This is a genomic window from Proteus vulgaris (assembly GCF_023100685.1).
Classification (GTDB): domain Bacteria; phylum Pseudomonadota; class Gammaproteobacteria; order Enterobacterales; family Enterobacteriaceae; genus Proteus.
Map to the genome: position 1 here is coordinate 1175133 of NZ_CP090064.1, position 19160 is coordinate 1194292.

The 19160-nt window shown below is 39.7% G+C and carries 16 protein-coding genes; 14 read left to right on the plus strand and 2 right to left on the minus strand.

All coding sequences use genetic code 11. The features are described from left to right. Positions 1–76: 76 nt before the first annotated feature. Positions 77–1360, minus strand: coding sequence for a citrate synthase (locus tag LW139_RS05570; RefSeq protein ID WP_166541032.1), 1284 nt, complete (start codon positions 1358–1360; stop codon positions 77–79). A gap of 630 nt (positions 1361–1990) precedes the next feature. Here LW139_RS05570 and sdhC point away from each other — a divergent pair. From sdhC to ybgE, 12 genes are all read left to right on the plus strand, one after another. Next, positions 1991–2371 carry a succinate dehydrogenase cytochrome b556 subunit gene (gene sdhC, locus LW139_RS05575; protein ID WP_247851203.1) on the plus strand — a complete coding sequence of 127 codons (381 nt, stop codon included), beginning with the start codon at positions 1991–1993 and terminating at the stop codon, positions 2369–2371. Continuing rightward, positions 2365–2709: a succinate dehydrogenase membrane anchor subunit gene (gene sdhD, locus LW139_RS05580; protein ID WP_006537664.1), complete on the plus strand. Its 345-nt coding sequence runs from the start codon at positions 2365–2367 to the stop codon at positions 2707–2709. Before sdhC ends, sdhD begins: the two co-directional genes overlap by 7 nt. Beyond that, entirely contained in the window at positions 2709–4475 is a 1767-nt protein-coding gene (gene sdhA / locus LW139_RS05585; RefSeq protein ID WP_109410018.1) for a succinate dehydrogenase flavoprotein subunit, read from the plus strand. Before sdhD ends, sdhA begins: the two co-directional genes overlap by 1 nt. A 34-nt stretch (positions 4476–4509) precedes the next feature. Next, on the plus strand, positions 4510–5226 hold the full coding sequence (locus tag LW139_RS05590; RefSeq protein ID WP_006537662.1) for a succinate dehydrogenase iron-sulfur subunit: 717 nt from the start codon (positions 4510–4512) through the stop codon (positions 5224–5226). 243 nt (positions 5227–5469) lie between these two features. After that, positions 5470–8274, plus strand: coding sequence for a 2-oxoglutarate dehydrogenase E1 component (gene sucA / locus LW139_RS05595; RefSeq protein ID WP_166541033.1), 2805 nt, complete (start codon positions 5470–5472; stop codon positions 8272–8274). A gap of 13 nt (positions 8275–8287) precedes the next feature. Beyond that, positions 8288–9493, plus strand: a complete 1206-nt coding sequence (odhB, locus tag LW139_RS05600; RefSeq protein WP_109410020.1) for a 2-oxoglutarate dehydrogenase complex dihydrolipoyllysine-residue succinyltransferase — start codon at positions 8288–8290, stop codon at positions 9491–9493. 161 nt (positions 9494–9654) lie between these two features. Then, complete coding sequence (gene sucC, locus LW139_RS05605; RefSeq protein WP_072070203.1) at positions 9655–10821, plus strand: ADP-forming succinate--CoA ligase subunit beta; 1167 nt, start codon at positions 9655–9657, stop codon at positions 10819–10821. Beyond that, the gene (sucD, locus tag LW139_RS05610) at positions 10821–11690 is read left to right on the plus strand and encodes a succinate--CoA ligase subunit alpha (RefSeq protein ID WP_072070202.1); all 870 of its coding nucleotides are present in this window, start codon (positions 10821–10823) and stop codon (positions 11688–11690) included. Before sucC ends, sucD begins: the two co-directional genes overlap by 1 nt. A 1474-nt stretch (positions 11691–13164) precedes the next feature. Continuing rightward, the gene (gene cydA / locus LW139_RS05615; protein ID WP_166541034.1) at positions 13165–14733 is read left to right on the plus strand and encodes a cytochrome ubiquinol oxidase subunit I; all 1569 of its coding nucleotides are present in this window, start codon (positions 13165–13167) and stop codon (positions 14731–14733) included. 14 nt (positions 14734–14747) lie between these two features. After that, positions 14748–15905: a cytochrome d ubiquinol oxidase subunit II gene (gene cydB / locus LW139_RS05620; RefSeq protein WP_166541035.1), complete on the plus strand. Its 1158-nt coding sequence runs from the start codon at positions 14748–14750 to the stop codon at positions 15903–15905. A gap of 12 nt (positions 15906–15917) precedes the next feature. Further along, positions 15918–16031: a cytochrome bd-I oxidase subunit CydX gene (cydX, locus tag LW139_RS05625; protein ID WP_069370099.1), complete on the plus strand. Its 114-nt coding sequence runs from the start codon at positions 15918–15920 to the stop codon at positions 16029–16031. Next, the gene (gene ybgE, locus LW139_RS05630; protein WP_166541036.1) at positions 16031–16315 is read left to right on the plus strand and encodes a cyd operon protein YbgE; all 285 of its coding nucleotides are present in this window, start codon (positions 16031–16033) and stop codon (positions 16313–16315) included. Before cydX ends, ybgE begins: the two co-directional genes overlap by 1 nt. A 90-nt stretch (positions 16316–16405) precedes the next feature. Here ybgE and LW139_RS05635 read toward each other — a convergent pair whose 3' ends face one another. After that, positions 16406–17293, minus strand: coding sequence for a LysR family transcriptional regulator (locus LW139_RS05635; RefSeq protein WP_166541037.1), 888 nt, complete (start codon positions 17291–17293; stop codon positions 16406–16408). An 89-nt stretch (positions 17294–17382) separates the two neighbouring features. On the opposite strand from LW139_RS05635, the gene LW139_RS05640 reads away from it, so the two are divergent. Together LW139_RS05640 and LW139_RS05645 are read left to right on the plus strand one after the other, a co-directional pair. Next, positions 17383–18753 (plus strand): MFS transporter, encoded by a 1371-nt coding sequence (locus LW139_RS05640; protein WP_247850729.1) that lies wholly within the window; start codon positions 17383–17385, stop codon positions 18751–18753. Beyond that, positions 18743–19150: a DUF4440 domain-containing protein gene (locus LW139_RS05645; RefSeq protein WP_166541039.1), complete on the plus strand. Its 408-nt coding sequence runs from the start codon at positions 18743–18745 to the stop codon at positions 19148–19150. The genes LW139_RS05640 and LW139_RS05645 overlap by 11 nt, the downstream gene beginning before the upstream one ends. Positions 19151–19160 lie beyond the last annotated feature (10 nt).

The following is a 19160-nucleotide window of genomic DNA, read 5'->3' on the forward strand; positions in this document are numbered from 1 at the left end:
TCGCTAATAGTAGCTAAAATTATAAAGCCCCGATTTAAAACGGGGCTTATCAAGATAAATAATTAATAGAACTCAATTATTTCTTTTTAATTTCACTTTTAAAATCGCGCTCATTATAACCAGTATAAAGCTGACGAGGACGCGCAATTTTCAGACCATCTTCGTGCATTTCATTCCAGTGAGCAATCCAGCCAATTGTACGTGCAATCGCAAAAATAACAGTAAACATATTGGATGGAATACCTAACGCTTTAAGGATAATACCAGAGTAGAAATCTACGTTAGGGTACAGTTTTTTCTCAATAAAGTACGGGTCGTTTAATGCGATGCGTTCTAATTCCATTGCCACTTCAAGCAAGCTGTCATTGAGGTTTAATTCTTTTAACACTTCATGACAAGTTTCACGCATAACTGTTGCACGAGGATCGTAGTTCTTGTAAACACGGTGACCAAAGCCCATTAAACGGAAGGAGTCATTTTTGTCTTTTGCTCGTTTAATAAATTCAGGAATGTGTTCAACTGTTTTGATCTCTTCCAGCATTCGTAAACACGCTTCGTTCGCACCGCCATGAGCGGGTCCCCAAAGTGACGCGATACCCGCAGCAATACAGGCAAATGGATTTGCACCTGAAGAGCCTGCTGTACGTACTGTAGATGTTGACGCATTTTGTTCGTGATCAGCATGAAGGATGAAAATTCTATCCATAGCACGCTCAAGTACTGGATTGATGACATACTCTTCGCATGGTGTTGCAAACATCATATGCAAGAAGTTACCCGCATAAGATAGGTCATTTTTTGGATACACAAAAGGTTGACCAATTGAGTATTTGTAACACATTGCTGCCACGGTTGGCATTTTGGATAACAGGCGATAAGCCGTGATATCGCGGTGAACCGGATTACTGACATCCAATGCATCATGATAGAACGCAGCTAAGGCCCCTGTTACACCACACAATACAGCCATTGGGTGAGAGTCACGGCGGAAACCATTGAACAGACGGGTGATTTGTTCATGGATCATGGTGTGACGAGTGACAGTCGTTTTAAAATTGTCGTATTGCTCTTGGGTCGGAGCTTCACCGTACAGCAGGATATAACAAACTTCCAAGTATGTTGATTCAGTCGCTAATTGCCCGATAGGGAAACCACGGTGAAGTAAGATACCGTTATCACCATCAATAAAAGTGATTTTTGACTCACAAGAGGCGGTTGAGGTAAAGCCGGGATCATAGGTGTAATAACCTTTGGAGCCGAGAGTACGAATATCAATAACTTTGGAACCGAGTGTAGGGGATAAAACGTCCAAGTCTACAGATGTTTCATCAATCGTTAGCTTAGCTTTGTTATCAGCCATTTATAATCTCCTTAGCGCTTATATGTCTCCTAACAAAGTCGAGGGTATCTCCATAAAGAATAAAGATGCACTTCGATAGTGAAACTATAGTTGATGTAAGGTACCCAGTCGGGTTTTATTTTATGCCCGTCATATCTGGGTCTATAGTGTGTCACTTATGTTAAGGAGCTTTTGATGTTATGTTTTTTTAGGTGCTTTTTTATGCAATGCACTTAGAATTAGTACTGACAACACTTTTACATAAGTTTGAGGTTTCTGGAAGCGTGTTTGCGCACAAAAAAAACATAAACATTAAAATTATGTGGTAAATGTAATAAAAATGTTGTGCGTGTGTCAAAAATGATAATCATTTTTGCATCGGATATATTAAATAGTGATCCCTCTCACTGTTCGAGGCAAATGTCCAGCACACAAGTTGTGTGGTAATTGTAATAAGTTTGTGAACCACTTATACTGCGCGCAGGTCTCCGGAACCTTTGTTGTATGGAGAACCAGCGTAACGAATCCACAATTTTTGTAAAATAGACGGATTTAACATTTTACTTAAAATGTGCCTTTGTACCCCATTCGCTGTTTGATTTCCATCCAGGTCCGGAGGAAGGAAAAATTATAAAAGCTGTGTGGGCATAAATTGTGAAAAAACAAAGACCTGTCAATCTGGATTTACAGACGATACAGTTTCCACTCCCTGCTATCGCATCGATCTTGCATCGTGTCTCTGGGGTTATCATGTTAGTCGCAGTTGGCATCTTACTGTGGTTACTTGGCACCTCTCTCTCCTCTCCTGAAGGTTTTCAGCAAGCTGCTGAAATGATGACTGGCTTCTTCGCAAAATTTATTTTGTGGGGCATCCTAACGGCATTGGCATACCATATTTGTGGTGGTATTCGTCACATGTTAATGGACTTCGGCTTTATTGATGAAACCTTGGTTGTAGGTCGCAATTCAGCGGCTGCATCTATGGTTATTACAGTAATTTTATCAATATTGGCGGGGGTATTAGTATGGTAAGTAATTCTTCTACTTTAGGTCGTACTGGCATACAGGATTGGTTATTTCTGCGTGCCTCAGCCATCATCATCGTTTTATATGTTCTTTATCTTGTGGGTTTTATTGCAACCACAGAAATTACCTATGAAGTATGGCGAGGGTTCTTTAGCTCATCCCTAACCAAAGTGTTCACCATCTTGACGTTGCTTTCTATTCTTATCCACGCGTGGATAGGCATGTGGCAAGTGTTAACGGACTATATTAAACCGCTGGCATTACGCCTGACTTTACAACTGATTATTGTTGTTGCGCTGTTGGTTTATCTTATTTATGGAACAATTGTGGTGTGGGGTGTGTAATGAATCTGCCAGTAAGAGAGTTTGATGCCGTTGTTATTGGTGCTGGTGGCGCGGGTATGCGTGCTGCTTTACAGATTTCCCAAATGGGTTTGTCTTGCGCACTAATTTCTAAAGTTTTTCCTACTCGTTCTCATACTGTTTCAGCTCAAGGCGGTATTACTGTTGCGTTAGGTAATACTCATGAGGATAACTGGGAATGGCACATGTACGATACAGTAAAAGGTTCCGACTATATCGGTGACCAAGATGCAATCGAATATATGTGTAAAACTGGCCCTGAAGCAATTTTAGAGCTGGAACATATGGGGCTTCCATTTTCTCGCTTAGATGATGGCCGTATTTATCAACGTCCGTTTGGTGGTCAGTCTAAGAACTTCGGTGGCGAACAAGCTGCGCGTACTGCAGCCGCTGCTGACCGTACTGGGCACGCATTGTTGCATACCCTGTATCAGCAAAATTTAAAAAATCACACAACTATCTTTTCAGAGTGGTATTCACTGGATCTCGTGAAAAACCAAGATGGTGATATTGTTGGATGTACTGCAATTTGCATCGAAACGGGTGAAGTCGTTTATTTCAAAGCTAATGCCACTATTTTAGCCACAGGTGGTGCGGGCCGTATTTATCAATCTACCACAAATGCACATATCAACACTGGTGATGGCGTTGGCATGGCGGTTCGTGCAGGTGTTCCACTGCAAGATATGGAAATGTGGCAATTCCACCCAACCGGTATTGCGGGTGCGGGTGTGTTAGTGACCGAAGGTTGTCGTGGTGAAGGCGGATATCTGTTGAATAAAGACGGTGAACGCTTTATGGAACGTTATGCACCAAACGCTAAAGACCTTGCTGGTCGTGACGTAGTGGCTCGTTCTATCATGATTGAAATTCGTGAAGGCCGTGGTTGTGATGGTCCTTGGGGTCCTCATGCGAAATTGAAACTCGACCATCTTGGTAAAGAAGTCCTTGAATCACGTTTACCGGGTATTCTTGATCTGTCTCGTACATTCGCACACGTTGATCCTATCAAAGAGCCAATTCCGGTTATTCCTACTTGCCACTATATGATGGGTGGTATTCCAACAAAAGTGACAGGCCAAGCCATTCGTGTAAATGAGAAGGGCGAAGATGTTGTTATTCCTGGACTGTTTGCTGTCGGTGAAATTGCCTGTGTATCTGTTCATGGCGCCAACCGTTTAGGTGGTAACTCACTGTTAGACCTCGTTGTATTTGGTCGTTCAGCAGGGGTTCACTTAAAAGAATCTCTGATGGAACAAGGCACGATGCGTGATGCAAGCGAGTCGGATGTTGAAGCAGCATTAACACGTTTAAATCGCTGGGAAAACAATCGTTCTGGTGAGGATCCTGTTGAGATCCGTAAAGCACTGCAATCTTGTATGCAACATAACTTCTCAGTATTCCGTGAAGGTGATGCAATGGCAAAAGGCTTAGAAGAACTAAAAGTTATTCGTGAGCGCTTACAAAATGCCCGACTGGATGATAATTCAAGCGAGTTTAATACTCAGCGTATTGAATGCTTAGAATTAGATAACCTGATGGAAACAGCTTATGCCACTGCAGTATCTGCAAACTTCCGTACAGAAAGTCGTGGTGCTCATAGCCGTTTCGATTTCCCAGAGCGTGATGATGCGAACTGGTTATGCCATACATTATATCAACCGCAAACCGAAACAATGACACGCCGTGAAGTCAATATGCAGCCAAAACTGCGTGAAGCCTTCCCACCAAAAGTGCGTACATATTAATTAGCGGTGTTATTGAAGTTGCGGAGACTTAAATATGAAACTTGAATTTTCGATTTATCGTTACAATCCCGACGTTGATAATGCGCCGCATATGCAAGATTACACCCTCGAAGTTCCTGAAGGGCGTGACATGATGCTGTTGGATGCATTAATTCAATTAAAGGAAAAAGATCCTACCTTATCGTTCCGTCGTTCTTGTCGTGAAGGTGTTTGCGGCTCTGATGGCGTGAACATGAATGGTAAAAATGGTTTGGCTTGTATCACACCTATTTCATCTTTACAGAAAGGAAGTAAGAAAATTGTGATCAGACCGTTACCCGGTTTACCAGTAATTCGTGATTTAATAGTGGATATGACTCAGTTCTATACACAGTATGAGAAAATTCGTCCGTATTTAATTAATAATGGCAAAAATCCTCCTGCTCGTGAGAACTTACAGTCACCAGAACAACGTGAAAAGCTTGATGGACTTTACGATTGTATCCTTTGTGCTTGTTGTTCAACCTCTTGCCCGTCATTCTGGTGGAATCCAGATAAGTTTATCGGGCCAGCTGGATTGTTAGCTGCATATCGTTTCTTGATTGATAGTCGTGATACAGAAACAGAATCTCGCCTTGATGATCTTAACGATGCGTTCAGCGTATTCCGTTGTCATGGCATTATGAACTGTGTCAGCGTATGTCCTAAAGGACTCAATCCAACAAAAGCAATTGGCCATATTAAGTCGATGTTGTTAAAACGTAGTGCATAAAATAATAACCGCCCTAAAATAGTTAGGGCGGTTAATGGAAAAACTAAGTTAGACGTTTGCGGTAAATAGTAAGGCACCTTTAAACACTGTTAGACAGTGCTTAAAGGTTCCTTGAGAGCTAAAGCTCCATATTTAAAGAACCTGCGAGATAGCGGGTCATGAGAGAACCTTGCAATCGACACCGTTTAATCACGGTATTAGTTATCCACGGCGAACTAAAGCTGTATAGCTTAAGGGATCATAATGCAGAACGGCGCAATGAAGGACTGGCTAGAATCAACATTTCTAGCAGGAGAGAATCAGTCTTACATAGAAGATATCTATGAAGATTACCTAACTGACCCCAACTCTGTTGACGAAAGTTGGAGAGAGATTTTTCAACAACTGCCCGCAAGTCAAGGCATAGAGCAGTCGCATTCTCAGACCCGCGACTACTTCAGACGCCTCGCAAAAGAATCCACTCGATACCATACCTCGGTAAGCGATCCGGCAACGGACTCAAAACAAGTCAAAGTTTTGCAGCTCATCAATGCCTTTCGTTTCCGTGGCCATCAAAATGCGAACCTCGACCCACTTGGTTTATGGAAACAAGAATCTGTTCCAGATTTAGATCCTGCTTTCCATAATCTGACTAAAGAAGATTTTGAAGAAACTTTCAATGTTGGTTCTTTTGCCATCGGCAAAGAAACCATGAAATTAAGTGATTTATACGAAGCCCTGAAACGCATTTATTGTGGTTCAATCGGTGCTGAATATATGCATATCACTAACACTGAAGAGAAACGTTGGATCCAACAACGTTTAGAATCAGTTAATGTTGCAGACCAATTTACAAAAGAAGAAAAATTACGCTTCCTGACAGAGCTAACAGCTGCTGAAGGCTTAGAACGTTATTTAGGTGCGAAATTCCCAGGTGCGAAACGCTTCTCTTTAGAAGGTGGTGATGCACTAGTACCTATGTTAAAAGATTTAATCCGTCATGCTGGTAAACAAGATACTCGTGAAGTGGTTCTTGGTATGGCGCACCGCGGACGTTTAAACGTTTTGGTTAATATCCTCGGTAAAAAACCTGCTGATTTATTTGATGAATTTGCGGGGATCCATAAAGAGCATTTGGGAACTGGTGACGTTAAATATCACCAAGGTTTCTCATCCGATTTTGCAACTGAAGGGGCTCAAGTTCACTTAGCATTAGCCTTTAACCCTTCTCACTTAGAGATTGTTAGCCCAGTTGTTATCGGTTCTGTTCGTGCTCGTCGAGATCGTTTAGATGAAGCGCGTAGTAATATGGTTCTTCCTATTACAATCCATGGTGATGCTGCGGTAACTGGTCAAGGTGTTGTTCAAGAAACCTTGAATATGTCCCAAGCGCGTGGTTATGAAGTTGGCGGTACAGTTCGTATTGTTATCAATAACCAAGTTGGTTTCACCACGTCAAATCCAAAAGATGCTCGTTCAACACAATACTGTACTGATATTGTGAAAATGGTTCAGGCACCAATTTTCCACGTTAATGCTGATGATCCAGAAGCGGTTGCGTTTGTGACTCGCCTTGCGTTGGATTTCCGTAATACTTTTAAACGTGACGTAATGATTGATTTGGTGTGTTATCGCCGTCATGGCCATAACGAAGCGGATGAGCCAAATGCGACTCAGCCTCTGATGTATCAAAAAATCAAGAAACACCCAACACCACGTAAAATTTACGCAGATAAACTGGTTGCTCAATCACTGCTTGATGCCAATGATGTGACTGAACTGGTTAATCTCTATCGTGATGCACTGGATCGTGGTGATTGTGTCGTTGAAGAATACCGCCCAATGGGGCTGCATTCTTACACATGGGAGCCGTATTTAAATCACGAATGGAATGAAGAGTATCCACATAAAGTAGAGAAAACACGTTTACAAGATTTAGCACGCCGTGTGAGTACTGTTCCGTCAGAAATCGTCATGCAATCTCGTGTTGAGAAAATTTATGCTGACCGTGCTGTCATGGCAGAAGGTGAAAAACTACTCGACTGGGGTGCTGCGGAAACATTAGCGTATGCGACTTTAGTTGACCAAGGGATCACAATTCGCCTTTCTGGTGAAGATGCTGGTCGTGGTACATTCTTCCACCGTCACGCCGTTGTTCATAATCAAACTAATGGTTCTGTTTATGTTCCATTGGCTAATATTCATAATGCTCAAGGGCAATTTAATGTCTGGGACTCTGTATTAACAGAAGAAGCTGTTCTTGCATTTGAATATGGTTATGCCACAACAGAACCTCGTGATTTAACAATTTGGGAAGCACAATTTGGTGACTTCGCAAACGTTGCTCAAGTTGTTATAGACCAATTTATTAGTTCAGGTGAGCAAAAATGGGGTCGTATGTGTGGTTTAGTGATGCTGCTACCACACGGTTATGAAGGCCAAGGCCCTGAACACTCCTCTGCACGTTTAGAACGTTATCTGCAACTGTGTGCAGAGCAAAATATGCAGGTTTGTGTGCCATCAACACCAGCTCAGGTTTACCATATGTTACGCCGTCAAGCGTTACGTGGTATGCGTCGCCCACTTATCGTAATGTCACCAAAATCACTGTTACGTCACCCATTAGCGGTTTCTGCATTGGATGAGTTAGCCAACGGTAAATTCTTACCTGTAATTGGTGAAATGGATGATTTAAAACCGGCTGATGTAAAACGTGTTGTGATGTGCTCAGGTAAGGTTTACTACGATTTATTAGAACAACGTCGTGCTAATGAGCAAAACAACGTTGCCATTATTCGTATTGAACAACTGTATCCATTCCCACACGAAAATATTGCGCAAATTTTGGCATCTTACTCCCATGTGAAAGATTTCGTTTGGTGTCAAGAAGAGCCTTTAAATCAGGGGGCTTGGTATTGTAGCCAGCATAATTTCCGTGATGCGATCCCTACGGGCGCAACATTACGTTATGCAGGACGTCCGGCATCAGCCTCTCCAGCAGTCGGTTATACCTCTGTTCATCAGGAGCAACAAAAAGCTCTGGTTGAAGACGCACTGAAAGTTGAATAAATAAGGATAGAAAATGAGTAGTGTAGACATTCTAGTACCGGATCTCCCTGAATCAGTTGCTGACGCATCGGTCGCAACTTGGCATAAAAAACCTGGTGATAGCATTCAACGCGATGAAGTGCTGGTTGAAATCGAAACAGATAAAGTTGTTTTAGAAGTTCCTGCAAGTGAAGCGGGCGTATTAGAAAGTATTCTTGAAGATGAAGGCGCTACCGTTGGTTCACGCCAATTACTTGGCCGCATTCGTTTAGGTGATAGCACCGGTATTCCTGCTGATGTGAAACCAGCTCAAGATAGTACACCAGCACAACGTCAAAGTGCTGATATTGCTGAAAAAGGTAATAACGATGCATTAAGTCCAACAGCACGTCGTTTAGTTGCAGAGCACGATGTTAATCCTGCTGATGTGAAAGGCAGTGGTGTAGGTGGTCGTTTAACTCGCCAAGATATCGAAGGTCATGTTGCAAATAAAACTGCAACGAAACCTGTTGAAGAAGCGCCTCAAGCGCTGTTATCTCATCGTAGCGAAAAACGTGTTCCAATGACACGTTTACGCAAACGTGTTGCAGAACGTTTATTAGAAGCGAAAAACACTACTGCAATGTTGACAACGTTTAACGAAATCAACATGCAACCAATCAAAGATTTACGTGCTCAATATGGCGAAGCTTTCGAAAAACGCCACGGTGTCCGTTTAGGCTTTATGTCTTTCTATATTAAAGCGGTTGTTGAAGCACTGAAACGCTACCCAGAAGTGAATGCTTCTATTGATGGCACTGATGTGGTTTATCACAACTATTTCGATATCAGTATTGCGGTATCAACACCTCGTGGTCTGGTAACACCAGTATTACGTGATGCGGATGCAATGAGCATGGCGGATATTGAGAAAAACATTAAAGCATTAGCAGTAAAAGGCCGTGATGGTAAGTTAACCGTTGAAGACTTAACGGGTGGTAACTTTACTATTACAAATGGTGGTGTTTTCGGTTCATTAATGTCAACGCCTATTATCAACCCACCACAAAGTGCCATTTTAGGGATGCATGCTATTAAAGATCGCCCAATGGCCGTTGATGGTCAGGTTGTTATTCTACCAATGATGTATCTGGCTCTGTCTTATGACCACCGCTTAATTGACGGTCGTGAGTCTGTCGGTTTCTTAGTAACCGTCAAAGAGATGCTAGAAGATCCAGCCCGTTTATTACTTGATGTATAGGTAATAAATATCGCTTCTAGGCAGGAGATGCTCCTCCTGCCTACTTAGCAACAGACACAAGCATCAAAGAAGTACAGTGTGTTCGTGAAGTCAGATTTCTCTGGCTTATAGTCAAAAAAATAAGAAAGCCCGACTTTCAACAAGATTATGGATAGAACATCATGAATTTACACGAGTATCAGGCAAAACAGCTTTTCACACGGTATGGATTACCAGCACCTGCTGGTTTCGCCTGCTCCACGCCGCGCGAGGCAGAAGAAGCTGCATCAAAAATCGGTCAAGGCCCTTGGGTCGTGAAATGTCAGGTTCACGCGGGTGGACGTGGTAAAGCGGGCGGCGTAAAAGTCGTTAAATCTAAAGAAGAGATCCGCGCATTTGCTGAACAATGGTTAGGCAAACGTTTAGTGACTTATCAAACAGACGCTAACGGTCAACCTGTTACACAGATTTTGGTTGAAGCTGCAACTGATATCGCTAAAGAGCTTTATCTTGGTGCGGTTATTGACCGTGGTACCCGTCGCGTTGTCTTTATGGCTTCAACTGAAGGCGGCGTAGAAATTGAAAAAGTGGCGGAAGAAACGCCAGAACTTATTCATCGCGCAATTATTGATCCACTGACAGGCCCTATGCCTTATCAGGGAAGAGAACTTGCTTTTAAACTAGGTTTAAAAGGCAAGCAAGTCAGCCAATTTGCTAAGATCTTTATGGGATTAGCTACTATTTTCTTAGAGCGCGATCTTGCGCTAATTGAAATTAACCCTCTGGTTATCACAAAAGAAGATGATCTGATTTGTCTTGATGGTAAATTAGGCGTAGATAGCAATGCATTATATCGCCAGCCTGAAATGCGTGAACTGCATGATCCATCGCAAGAAGATCCGCGAGAAGCGCAAGCTGCGCAGTGGGAACTGAACTATGTTGCATTAGATGGCAACATTGGATGTATGGTCAATGGTGCTGGTTTAGCAATGGGTACTATGGATATCGTTAAACTTCACGGTGGCGAACCCGCTAACTTCCTCGATGTAGGCGGTGGTGCAACAAAAGAGCGTGTAACAGAAGCATTTAAAATTATTTTGTCTGATGAAAATGTCAGTGCTGTATTAGTCAACATTTTCGGCGGTATTGTTCGTTGTGACTTAATCGCAGACGGTATTATTGGCGCAGTTGAAGAAGTTGGCGTTAATGTTCCTGTGGTTGTTCGTCTTGAAGGAAACAATGCAGAGTTAGGCACCAAAAAATTAGCAGATAGTGGATTAAATATTATCGCAGCTAAAAGCTTAACTGATGCCGCGAAACAAGTTGTTGCAGCAGCGGAGGCAAAATAATGTCTATTTTAATTGATAAAAACACCAAAGTAATTTGCCAAGGTTTTACTGGTAGCCAAGGAACATTCCACTCTGAGCAAGCAATTGCTTATGGTACACAAATGGTTGGTGGTGTTACGCCGGGTAAAGGTGGTACTACGCACTTAGGACTTCCTGTATTTAATACTGTACGCGAAGCTGTTGAGGCAACAGGTGCAACTGCGACAGTTATTTATGTACCTGCACCATTTTGTAAAGATTCAATCTTAGAAGCGATTGAGGCGGGCATCAAACTCATCATTACTATTACAGAAGGCATTCCTACGTTGGATATGCTAACAGTAAAAGTAAAATTAGATGAAGCGGGTGTACGCATGATTGGCCCTAACTGTCCGGGTGTTATCACTCCAGGTGAATGTAAGATTGGCATTATGCCTGGTCATATTCACTTACCGGGCAAAGTAGGTATTGTATCTCGTTCAGGTACATTAACTTATGAAGCAGTTAAACAGACAACAGATGTTGGCTTAGGTCAATCAACGTGTGTTGGGATTGGTGGTGACCCAATTCCGGGTTCTAACTTTATTGATATTCTGAAGCTATTCCAAGAAGATCCACAAACAGAAGCAATTGTGATGATCGGTGAGATTGGTGGTACAGCAGAAGAAGAAGCAGCCGCTTATATCAAAGATCATGTGACTAAACCGGTTGTAGGTTACATTGCTGGTGTGACTGCCCCTAAAGGTAAACGTATGGGACATGCGGGAGCTATTATTGCGGGTGGTAAAGGCACAGCAGATGAGAAATTTGCTGCTCTTGAAGCTGCGGGTGTTAAAACTGTGCGTAGCTTGGCCGATATTGGCGAAGCTATTAAATCAATGATCAAGTAAGTAACAATACTGTTAATGATTTCAGGTTGATACTATCTTAAATGCCAGTTTCTTAATAGGAGCTGGCATTTTTATATCTAGCTTCATTTAAATATTAATGTCTATATCAAGTATTGTGATTAACACATTAAACATCTATATGAATTAATTGTAATTACTTGTTTTTAATTGATTTTTTTAAATATTGATCTCTATGCAAAATCGCTCTTTTTTCTTTTTATAAGCTTTTTACATAAAATGAAAATAACGATAAATACTGTTTGTATCCATTCTTTGTTATTAAAAATAACATTTTAAATACATGTTTTTAGATGAAAAACGGACTAACAAAAAAGTAAGTAGTTATTTTATGTTGTGATCATCATACCTTTCCTATAAGTATCGTAATAATGGTTCCTAAATCCCCCCTTCAGCATCGCTGTAAGGCACATTTTTACTACAAAAATGTTTTTTTAAACATGTTAATGAATAAGTGAAAAGGAGGGCAGGTAAAGAAGCGTGCCTGAGAAAATATTCTTTTATTATGATAGGGCATCAAAAAGGAGATTAAAGCTGAAACTAGGCTCTTTTATACCTATCAAGAGTAATGATGAAACACTTATGATTGTTGTAAGAAATGTTCCACAAAAATAATAAAATACAATAAAGACAAATTGTTTTCCTTTTTCGTGAACCTGGTTTGATGGCTTTCTTATTTAATTGATTTAAAAGGTTATTTTTAATTTTATTGAATTATTGATTTGTATTTTAGGTATATAACATAGATTAATTACAGTTTACTTATCTGAAATAAAAAACAAAATAAATAGTTATTAATATTAAAAATAGATAATCACTATTGGATTTTAATTTTATCTTTATTTGATAAATTAACTAGATGTCATTTTCTGTATTTACATTTTTGTAAATTTCAACTTATTAATTAATAGATTATTTTTTTTAAATATTTATTTTTTACCTGCAAAAAAATGATTTTGATATTAAAATTAATAAAACACAACTAAAAGTGTTTATTTTTAGGGCTTTTATGAAAATAAAAAGTTAATTTTATTATGGAAAATATAAGGAGATAAATTACACTTAAAAATAAAAACAACATTGCATTAACACAATGGTAACTATTGGGTAATTTATTCGCAACTAGTTAACATTAAAGTGTTTTTTTGATGTAGGTCAAGTTATTAATTGTGGCAAAAATTTCTGAATATGCTTAAATTGGCACACGATCAAATATGCTGTTACAAACCTAAAAGTCGTATTGTTGACCTAAGCTCAGAATTCAAATCTGGGTCACGCAAAATATATTTATTATATGTAAATATAAGCGTACTATTTGTAAGGTATTGTGTTTTTGGTCTTTAATATTCGTTGTTGTTTTTAGAGGCATTTATTGCTGGTAGTTATGAGGCTTTATAATTTAATAAAGTCGGGTTGCCGCAAGTCGGTGTCTTCCTGCTAGGAGCAAGGAGTCAAGATGTTTGATATTGTCGAACTGTCACGGTTACAGTTTGCCTTAACAGCGATGTATCACTTCCTGTTTGTCCCGTTAACGTTAGGTATGGCGTTTATGCTGGCAATCATGGAAACGATATATGTCCTGTCGGGTAAACAAGTTTACAAAGATATGACAAAGTTCTGGGGTAAGTTATTCGGTATTAACTTTGCTCTGGGTGTCGCAACTGGGTTGACCATGGAGTTCCAATTTGGTACTAACTGGTCATATTTCTCTCATTACGTCGGTGATATCTTCGGTGCGCCTTTAGCAATCGAAGGTCTGATGGCGTTCTTCTTAGAATCAACTTTCGTCGGATTGTTCTTCTTTGGCTGGGATCGCTTAGGTAAGAAGCAGCACTTGATGGTAACTTGGTTAGTTGCTTTCGGTTCTAACTTCTCTGCGCTATGGATCCTTGTTGCGAATGGTTGGATGCAAAACCCTGTCGCTGCAGACTTCAACTTTGAAACCATGCGAATGGAAATGTTGAGTTTTGCTGATCTGGTTTTAAACCCTGTCGCTCAAGTTAAATTTGTTCACACCGTCGCTGCTGGTTACTGTACTGGTGCATTCTTTGTTCTGGGTATCAGCTCTTACTACCTGCTCAAAGGTCGTGACATCGGTTTTGCAAAACGTTCTTTCGCAGTTGCCGCTACTTTTGGTATCGCAGCTGTATTATCTGTTATCGTACTGGGTGATGAATCTGGTTACGAAATGGGTGACGTGCAAAAAACCAAACTGGCTGCAATTGAAGGTGAATGGCATACAGAAGCCGCTCCAGCTGCATTTAATCTGATTGCATTCCCTAATCAAGAAAAAATGGAAAACTCGTTTGCATTACAAATCCCTTATGTCATGGGTATTATTGCAACGCGTTCTTTCGATACGCCTGTATTAGGTCTTAACGATCTGATGAGTCAGCATGAAGTTCGTATTCGTAACGGTATGAAAGCTTACGAATTATTAAGCGAACTACGCGCAGGTAATACTGATCCTGCTATTCGTGCTGCATTTAATGACGCTAAACAAGATTTAGGCTACGGCTTATTACTGAAGCGTTATACTGAAAATGTTGTCGATGCAACAGAAGAGCAAATCAAATCTGCTGCAAAAGACACTATTCCTAATGTTGCACCTCTGTTCTGGTCATTCCGTATCATGGTTGCCGTTGGCTTCCTGATGTTAATGATTATTGCTGTCTCTTTCTGGACTGTTCTATCAAACCGTATTGGTAACTATAGATGGTTACTACGTGCTGCGTTACTGGGTATTCCATTACCTTGGATTGCGATTGAAGCAGGTTGGTTTGTTGCAGAATATGGACGTCAACCATGGGCGATTGGTGAAATCCTGCCTACGGCTGTAGCAACTTCTTCACTGACACAGGCTGATATCCTAATATCTATGGGTCTTATCTGTGGTCTGTATACTCTGTTCTTAGTTGCCGAAATGTTCCTGATGTTCAAATTTGGTCGCCTTGGGCCGAGTAGCCTGAAGACGGGTCGCTATCACTTTGAACAGAAGAACGCATCTTCTGCACAAAGTAAGTAACACAGGAGTCCACTATGTTTGATTATGAAGTATTGCGATTTGTTTGGTGGCTACTGATTGGTATCTTACTGATTGGCTTCGCAGTCACTGATGGTTTTGATATGGGTGTCGGTGTGTTACTACGCGTTATCGCGAAAGATGACACTGAACGCCGTATTTTGATTAACTCTGTTGCACCTCACTGGGATGGTAACCAAGTATGGTTAATCACAGCAGGTGGTGCATTATTCGCTGCATGGCCAATGGTTTATGCTGCGGCATTCTCTGGTTTCTATTTTGGTATGATCTTCGTATTGGCGGCATTATTCTTCCGTCCAGTAGGTTTTGATTACCGTTCTAAATTAGAATCACCAAAATGGCGTGGTATGTGGGATTGGGGCATCTTTATTGGTAGCTTCGTTCCACCATTAGTTATCGGTGTTGCTTTTGGTAACCTGTTACAAGGTGTTCCATTAGAAGTCGATAGCATGCAACGTGTATCTTATAATGGTACAACTAACGGTATCATTAACCTGCTGTACCTACTAAACCCATACGGTTTATTAGCTGGCGTAATTAGCTTAATGATGATTGTTGCACACGGTGCAAGCTATCTTCAAATGCGTACTACTGGTGAATTACATGAGCGTACTCGTAAGACAACTTACATTACCTCATTAATCACTTTCGTTGGTTTCGCATTAGCTGGTGTATGGTTAATCTATGGTATCGATGGCTTCATTATTACAAGTACTGTTGATACAGCTGGTCCTTCATCTCCACTACTGAAAACCGTTTCTCACGAAGCTGGTGCTTGGATGACTAACTACAACAACTATCCAGTATTATGGGCTCTGCCTGCATTAGGTCTGTTATGTCCTTTACTGGCGATTGTTGCTACTAAAGCAAATAAAGGTGGCTGGGCATTCCTGTTCACTTCACTGACAATTGCTTGTGTTATCCTGACTTGTGGTGTGACTATGTTCCCATTTGTGATGCCTTCAAGCACTTTCCCAGATGTGAGCTTAACAATGTGGGATGCAACTTCTAGCCTGTTTACTCTTCAGGTAATGACAGTTGTTGCGATTATCTTTGTACCTATCGTTCTCCTTTACACCATCTGGTGTTACTGGAAAATGCATGGTCGCCTCGATAAGAAATTTATCGAAGGCAATAATCATACTCTGTACTAAGGAGCATAGAGAATGTGGTATTTTGCATGGCTTCTCGGAACGCTCTTCGCTTGTAGTATTGCGGTGATCGCAGGACTAGCTTTCGAGCACGCTGAAGCGAAAAAAGCTTCAGAAAGTGAAGAATAATGTTGGATAAAAGCTACCAACTACTAGACAAGGGCCCTATTAGGGCTCTTGTTTTAATCATGGCGTTGGTAATGGCATTTTGTATCATGTGGGATCCTAGTCGATTTGCAGCGAACACCAGTTCACTTGCAATTTGGCAAGGTGTCCTTCTTATTTGGTCTGTGTGTGCTGGTGCAACTTTTGGTTTAGCATTTCGCCCTAAACATGTTGTTGCAAAATGTTTATTACATCCAATCCCTGCAATTATTATTTTAGTTGTTGGGCTAAGTTACTTTTTCTTCTAAAAAATACCTTATTTCTGCTCAGTGTATGAGAAAGAAATAAGGTATTTTATTTCCTAACTATTTCTTCTAAATTCTCTCGCACATCTAGCGTTATAGCTGGATATTTTCTTTTAAGTAATCAATAAAGAGACGTGTTTTTCTTGGGATATGTTCGCTATAAGGGAAAATAATATTAACGGATTGAGTTAAAAGTGCATGTTCAGGAAACAGTACAACCAATTGGCCTTCTAATAATTCTTGACGAATATACCAATGTGGCAAAATAGTCATCCCTGAGTGCGCAAGAGCCATTTTTTTTAATGCGGCAATGGTGTTAGTTTCAAAATAAGCATCTTGAGCTAACTGAGAGAGTAGGGTATTAAATTCTGAAGATGATGAAAGCTTACTTTGACGTAAATTACTGTTTGCTAAATAAGGAATAGCGCTTAAATCGTTGATAGTTTTTATCGAGAATTTTTGTAACAAATCAGGTGAAATAACTAAACTTATCTCGTAATTAGCCAATTTGGTAGAGCGATAATTACTGTCTTTTAATGTGCCTAAACGAATAGCTAAATCTAACTTATGATTTATTAAATCCTCAATAGAAGAATTAAACGCATACTGTACTTTCAACTTTGAGTGTAATTGCATAAATTGACTAAGTAACGGCAAAATATAATATTCACCAAATTCAGCGGTTGAACTTAATCGCAATGATCCCTGTAGTTCCTGCTGACCCAATCTCGCTTTATCTAATGTTTGCTCTAATTGAATTAACACTTGACGAAAATCTTGATAAAGCATCTCTCCAGTCTCTGTCAGTGAAAATCGACGAGTATTGCGATTGAGTAATGAGACATTTAACTCGGTTTCTAATGCTTTGATATGAATACTCACCATTGATTTACTCAAGCGTAAATATTTTGCTGCTTGAGTAAAAGATCCTGTATCAACAACAGCAATAAAAGAGCGAATTCGATCAATTTGATTTTGCATGATTGTTTACTCTGATTAAACAATAAGTTCTATTTTGTCAGATAGACGAAATTCGTCAATCTTCCGTACTCTATGCGCGGAGGATTTTTATGACTTACCGCTATCGAATTGCATCTATATTTTTGCTGGGCTTCTTTATAGATTGTATCAACATTTTTATGTCAGCCATTGCATTACCCGCAGTCGCTGATGATATGCAAATTTCCATTGTTTCAGTGACTTGGGTTTCAAATAGCTATATTTTGGGATTGACGTTAATTATTCCATTAAGTCATTGGTTATCACAACGTTTTGGTATTAGAGCATTGATGGTGACATCAATGCTGATGTTTAGTGTGTCTGTGGCGCTAGTAGGGGACTCACATTCATTTAGTGAACTTATTTTGTGGCGTTTTATTCAAGGTGTTAGTGGTGGATTATTGATCCCAATTGGACAAGCACTAACTTTTCAATATTTTCAAGGACATGAAAGAAGCAAAATATCAACGATCATTATGGCGATAGCTTTAATCGCTCCAGCAATATCACCTACATTAGGTGGATTTATTGTTGATATGGCTTCTTGGCGTTGGGTATTTTATAGCAATATTCCTTTTTCATTACTAACCGCACTTTTAGCTTTTATTTGGGTAAAAGAGCCTTTACCTAAAGAAAACGCTATACCTGATATCAAAGGTATCATTCTTATTAGTTTGGTTATTGTTTCAGGATTGTTTGCTCTATCGGCTTATGGTGAGTATCACTCAACATTACTTGCATTAGTCATAGCGGCATTATCGGCATGTTTTGCAGTACTTTATTATTATCATTATCGACGCCATATATCTCCAGTTATTAATTTATCATTATTAAAAAATAGAAATTTATCGATCTCTATTTTTGTTTATTACTGTATTCCTGGTGTTTTCACTGGTGTAAATATTCTTGCGATATTTTATTTACAACAATATTTAAAATTTACTGCTCAAGGCACAGGTGTTTTCATGTTGTTATATGCACTTGGGGCTTTTATTTCAATGACAATAAGTGGTGTATTTTATAATAAATTAGGCATGAAACGTTTATTTATTTTCGCGCTGTTATTACACAGTATAGGTATTGCTTTATTAATATTTGTAAATAGTAATACGGATATACCTTTATTAATTATTGCTTATTTAGTTATCGGGATTGGTGGCGGAATTGGTGCTAATACTGCGCAAACAACAGCATTATATGATTTTAACTCACAGAAATTAGTTCAGGCCAGTGTTATTTGGAATATTAATAGGCAGGTCGTTTTTAGTGTCGGAGCAACCGTTGTTGCTATGTTATTTAATATTCTTTCACTTTTTTACTTACCACAAACCGCTTATAACATGACGTTTTTAATATGTGCTTTAATTGGCATATTGCCTATCACATTATTATTTACATTAAAGAAAAAAAATATTGTACAGGAAATACAAGATGAAATTTAATACAGATTTAATTATAGAAAGCATTAGATCTTTACATGATGAGATTGAAGCTGTTTTTACGCAATTTCCTCTTTCTATTGATGCAATAACTAAGATAGAAAATCTTTTATCTAGTGAGTTTTCTATGGTTGGGATCAATGGAAAAGCAGTGAGTTATGATGATGTTATTGCGATGTTCAGACAAAATGCAGGAAAAAGAAGTGGACTGAAAATAAAAACAGATGATTATAAAATAATTTATCAATCAGATTGTTTGGTGGTTGTCAGATATCAAGAAATACACAGTGAAAATAAGAAAATTCTTATGCGGGAGTCAGTGGCGTTATTGAGACGCAATTCTCATGAAACGAGTTGGCAGTGGCACTACCTCCATGAGACACCAATCATAAATAATTAATTGATTTATA

Coding starts and splice junctions, on each gene's coding strand:
- sucD (WP_072070202.1), top strand. CDS start 10,821: ATGTCTATTTTAATTGATAAAAACACCAAAGTAATTTGCCAAGGTTTT.
- cydX (WP_069370099.1), top strand. CDS start 15,918: ATGTGGTATTTTGCATGGCTTCTCGGAACGCTCTTCGCTTGTAGTATT.
- LW139_RS05640 (WP_247850729.1), top strand. CDS start 17,383: ATGACTTACCGCTATCGAATTGCATCTATATTTTTGCTGGGCTTCTTT.
- sdhA (WP_109410018.1), top strand. CDS start 2,709: ATGAATCTGCCAGTAAGAGAGTTTGATGCCGTTGTTATTGGTGCTGGT.
- cydB (WP_166541035.1), top strand. CDS start 14,748: ATGTTTGATTATGAAGTATTGCGATTTGTTTGGTGGCTACTGATTGGT.
- cydA (WP_166541034.1), top strand. CDS start 13,165: ATGTTTGATATTGTCGAACTGTCACGGTTACAGTTTGCCTTAACAGCG.
- LW139_RS05645 (WP_166541039.1), top strand. CDS start 18,743: ATGAAATTTAATACAGATTTAATTATAGAAAGCATTAGATCTTTACAT.
- odhB (WP_109410020.1), top strand. CDS start 8,288: ATGAGTAGTGTAGACATTCTAGTACCGGATCTCCCTGAATCAGTTGCT.
- sucA (WP_166541033.1), top strand. CDS start 5,470: ATGCAGAACGGCGCAATGAAGGACTGGCTAGAATCAACATTTCTAGCA.
- sucC (WP_072070203.1), top strand. CDS start 9,655: ATGAATTTACACGAGTATCAGGCAAAACAGCTTTTCACACGGTATGGA.
- ybgE (WP_166541036.1), top strand. CDS start 16,031: ATGTTGGATAAAAGCTACCAACTACTAGACAAGGGCCCTATTAGGGCT.
- LW139_RS05570 (WP_166541032.1), bottom strand. CDS start 1,360: ATGGCTGATAACAAAGCTAAGCTAACGATTGATGAAACATCTGTAGAC.
- LW139_RS05590 (WP_006537662.1), top strand. CDS start 4,510: ATGAAACTTGAATTTTCGATTTATCGTTACAATCCCGACGTTGATAAT.
- LW139_RS05635 (WP_166541037.1), bottom strand. CDS start 17,293: ATGCAAAATCAAATTGATCGAATTCGCTCTTTTATTGCTGTTGTTGAT.
- sdhD (WP_006537664.1), top strand. CDS start 2,365: ATGGTAAGTAATTCTTCTACTTTAGGTCGTACTGGCATACAGGATTGG.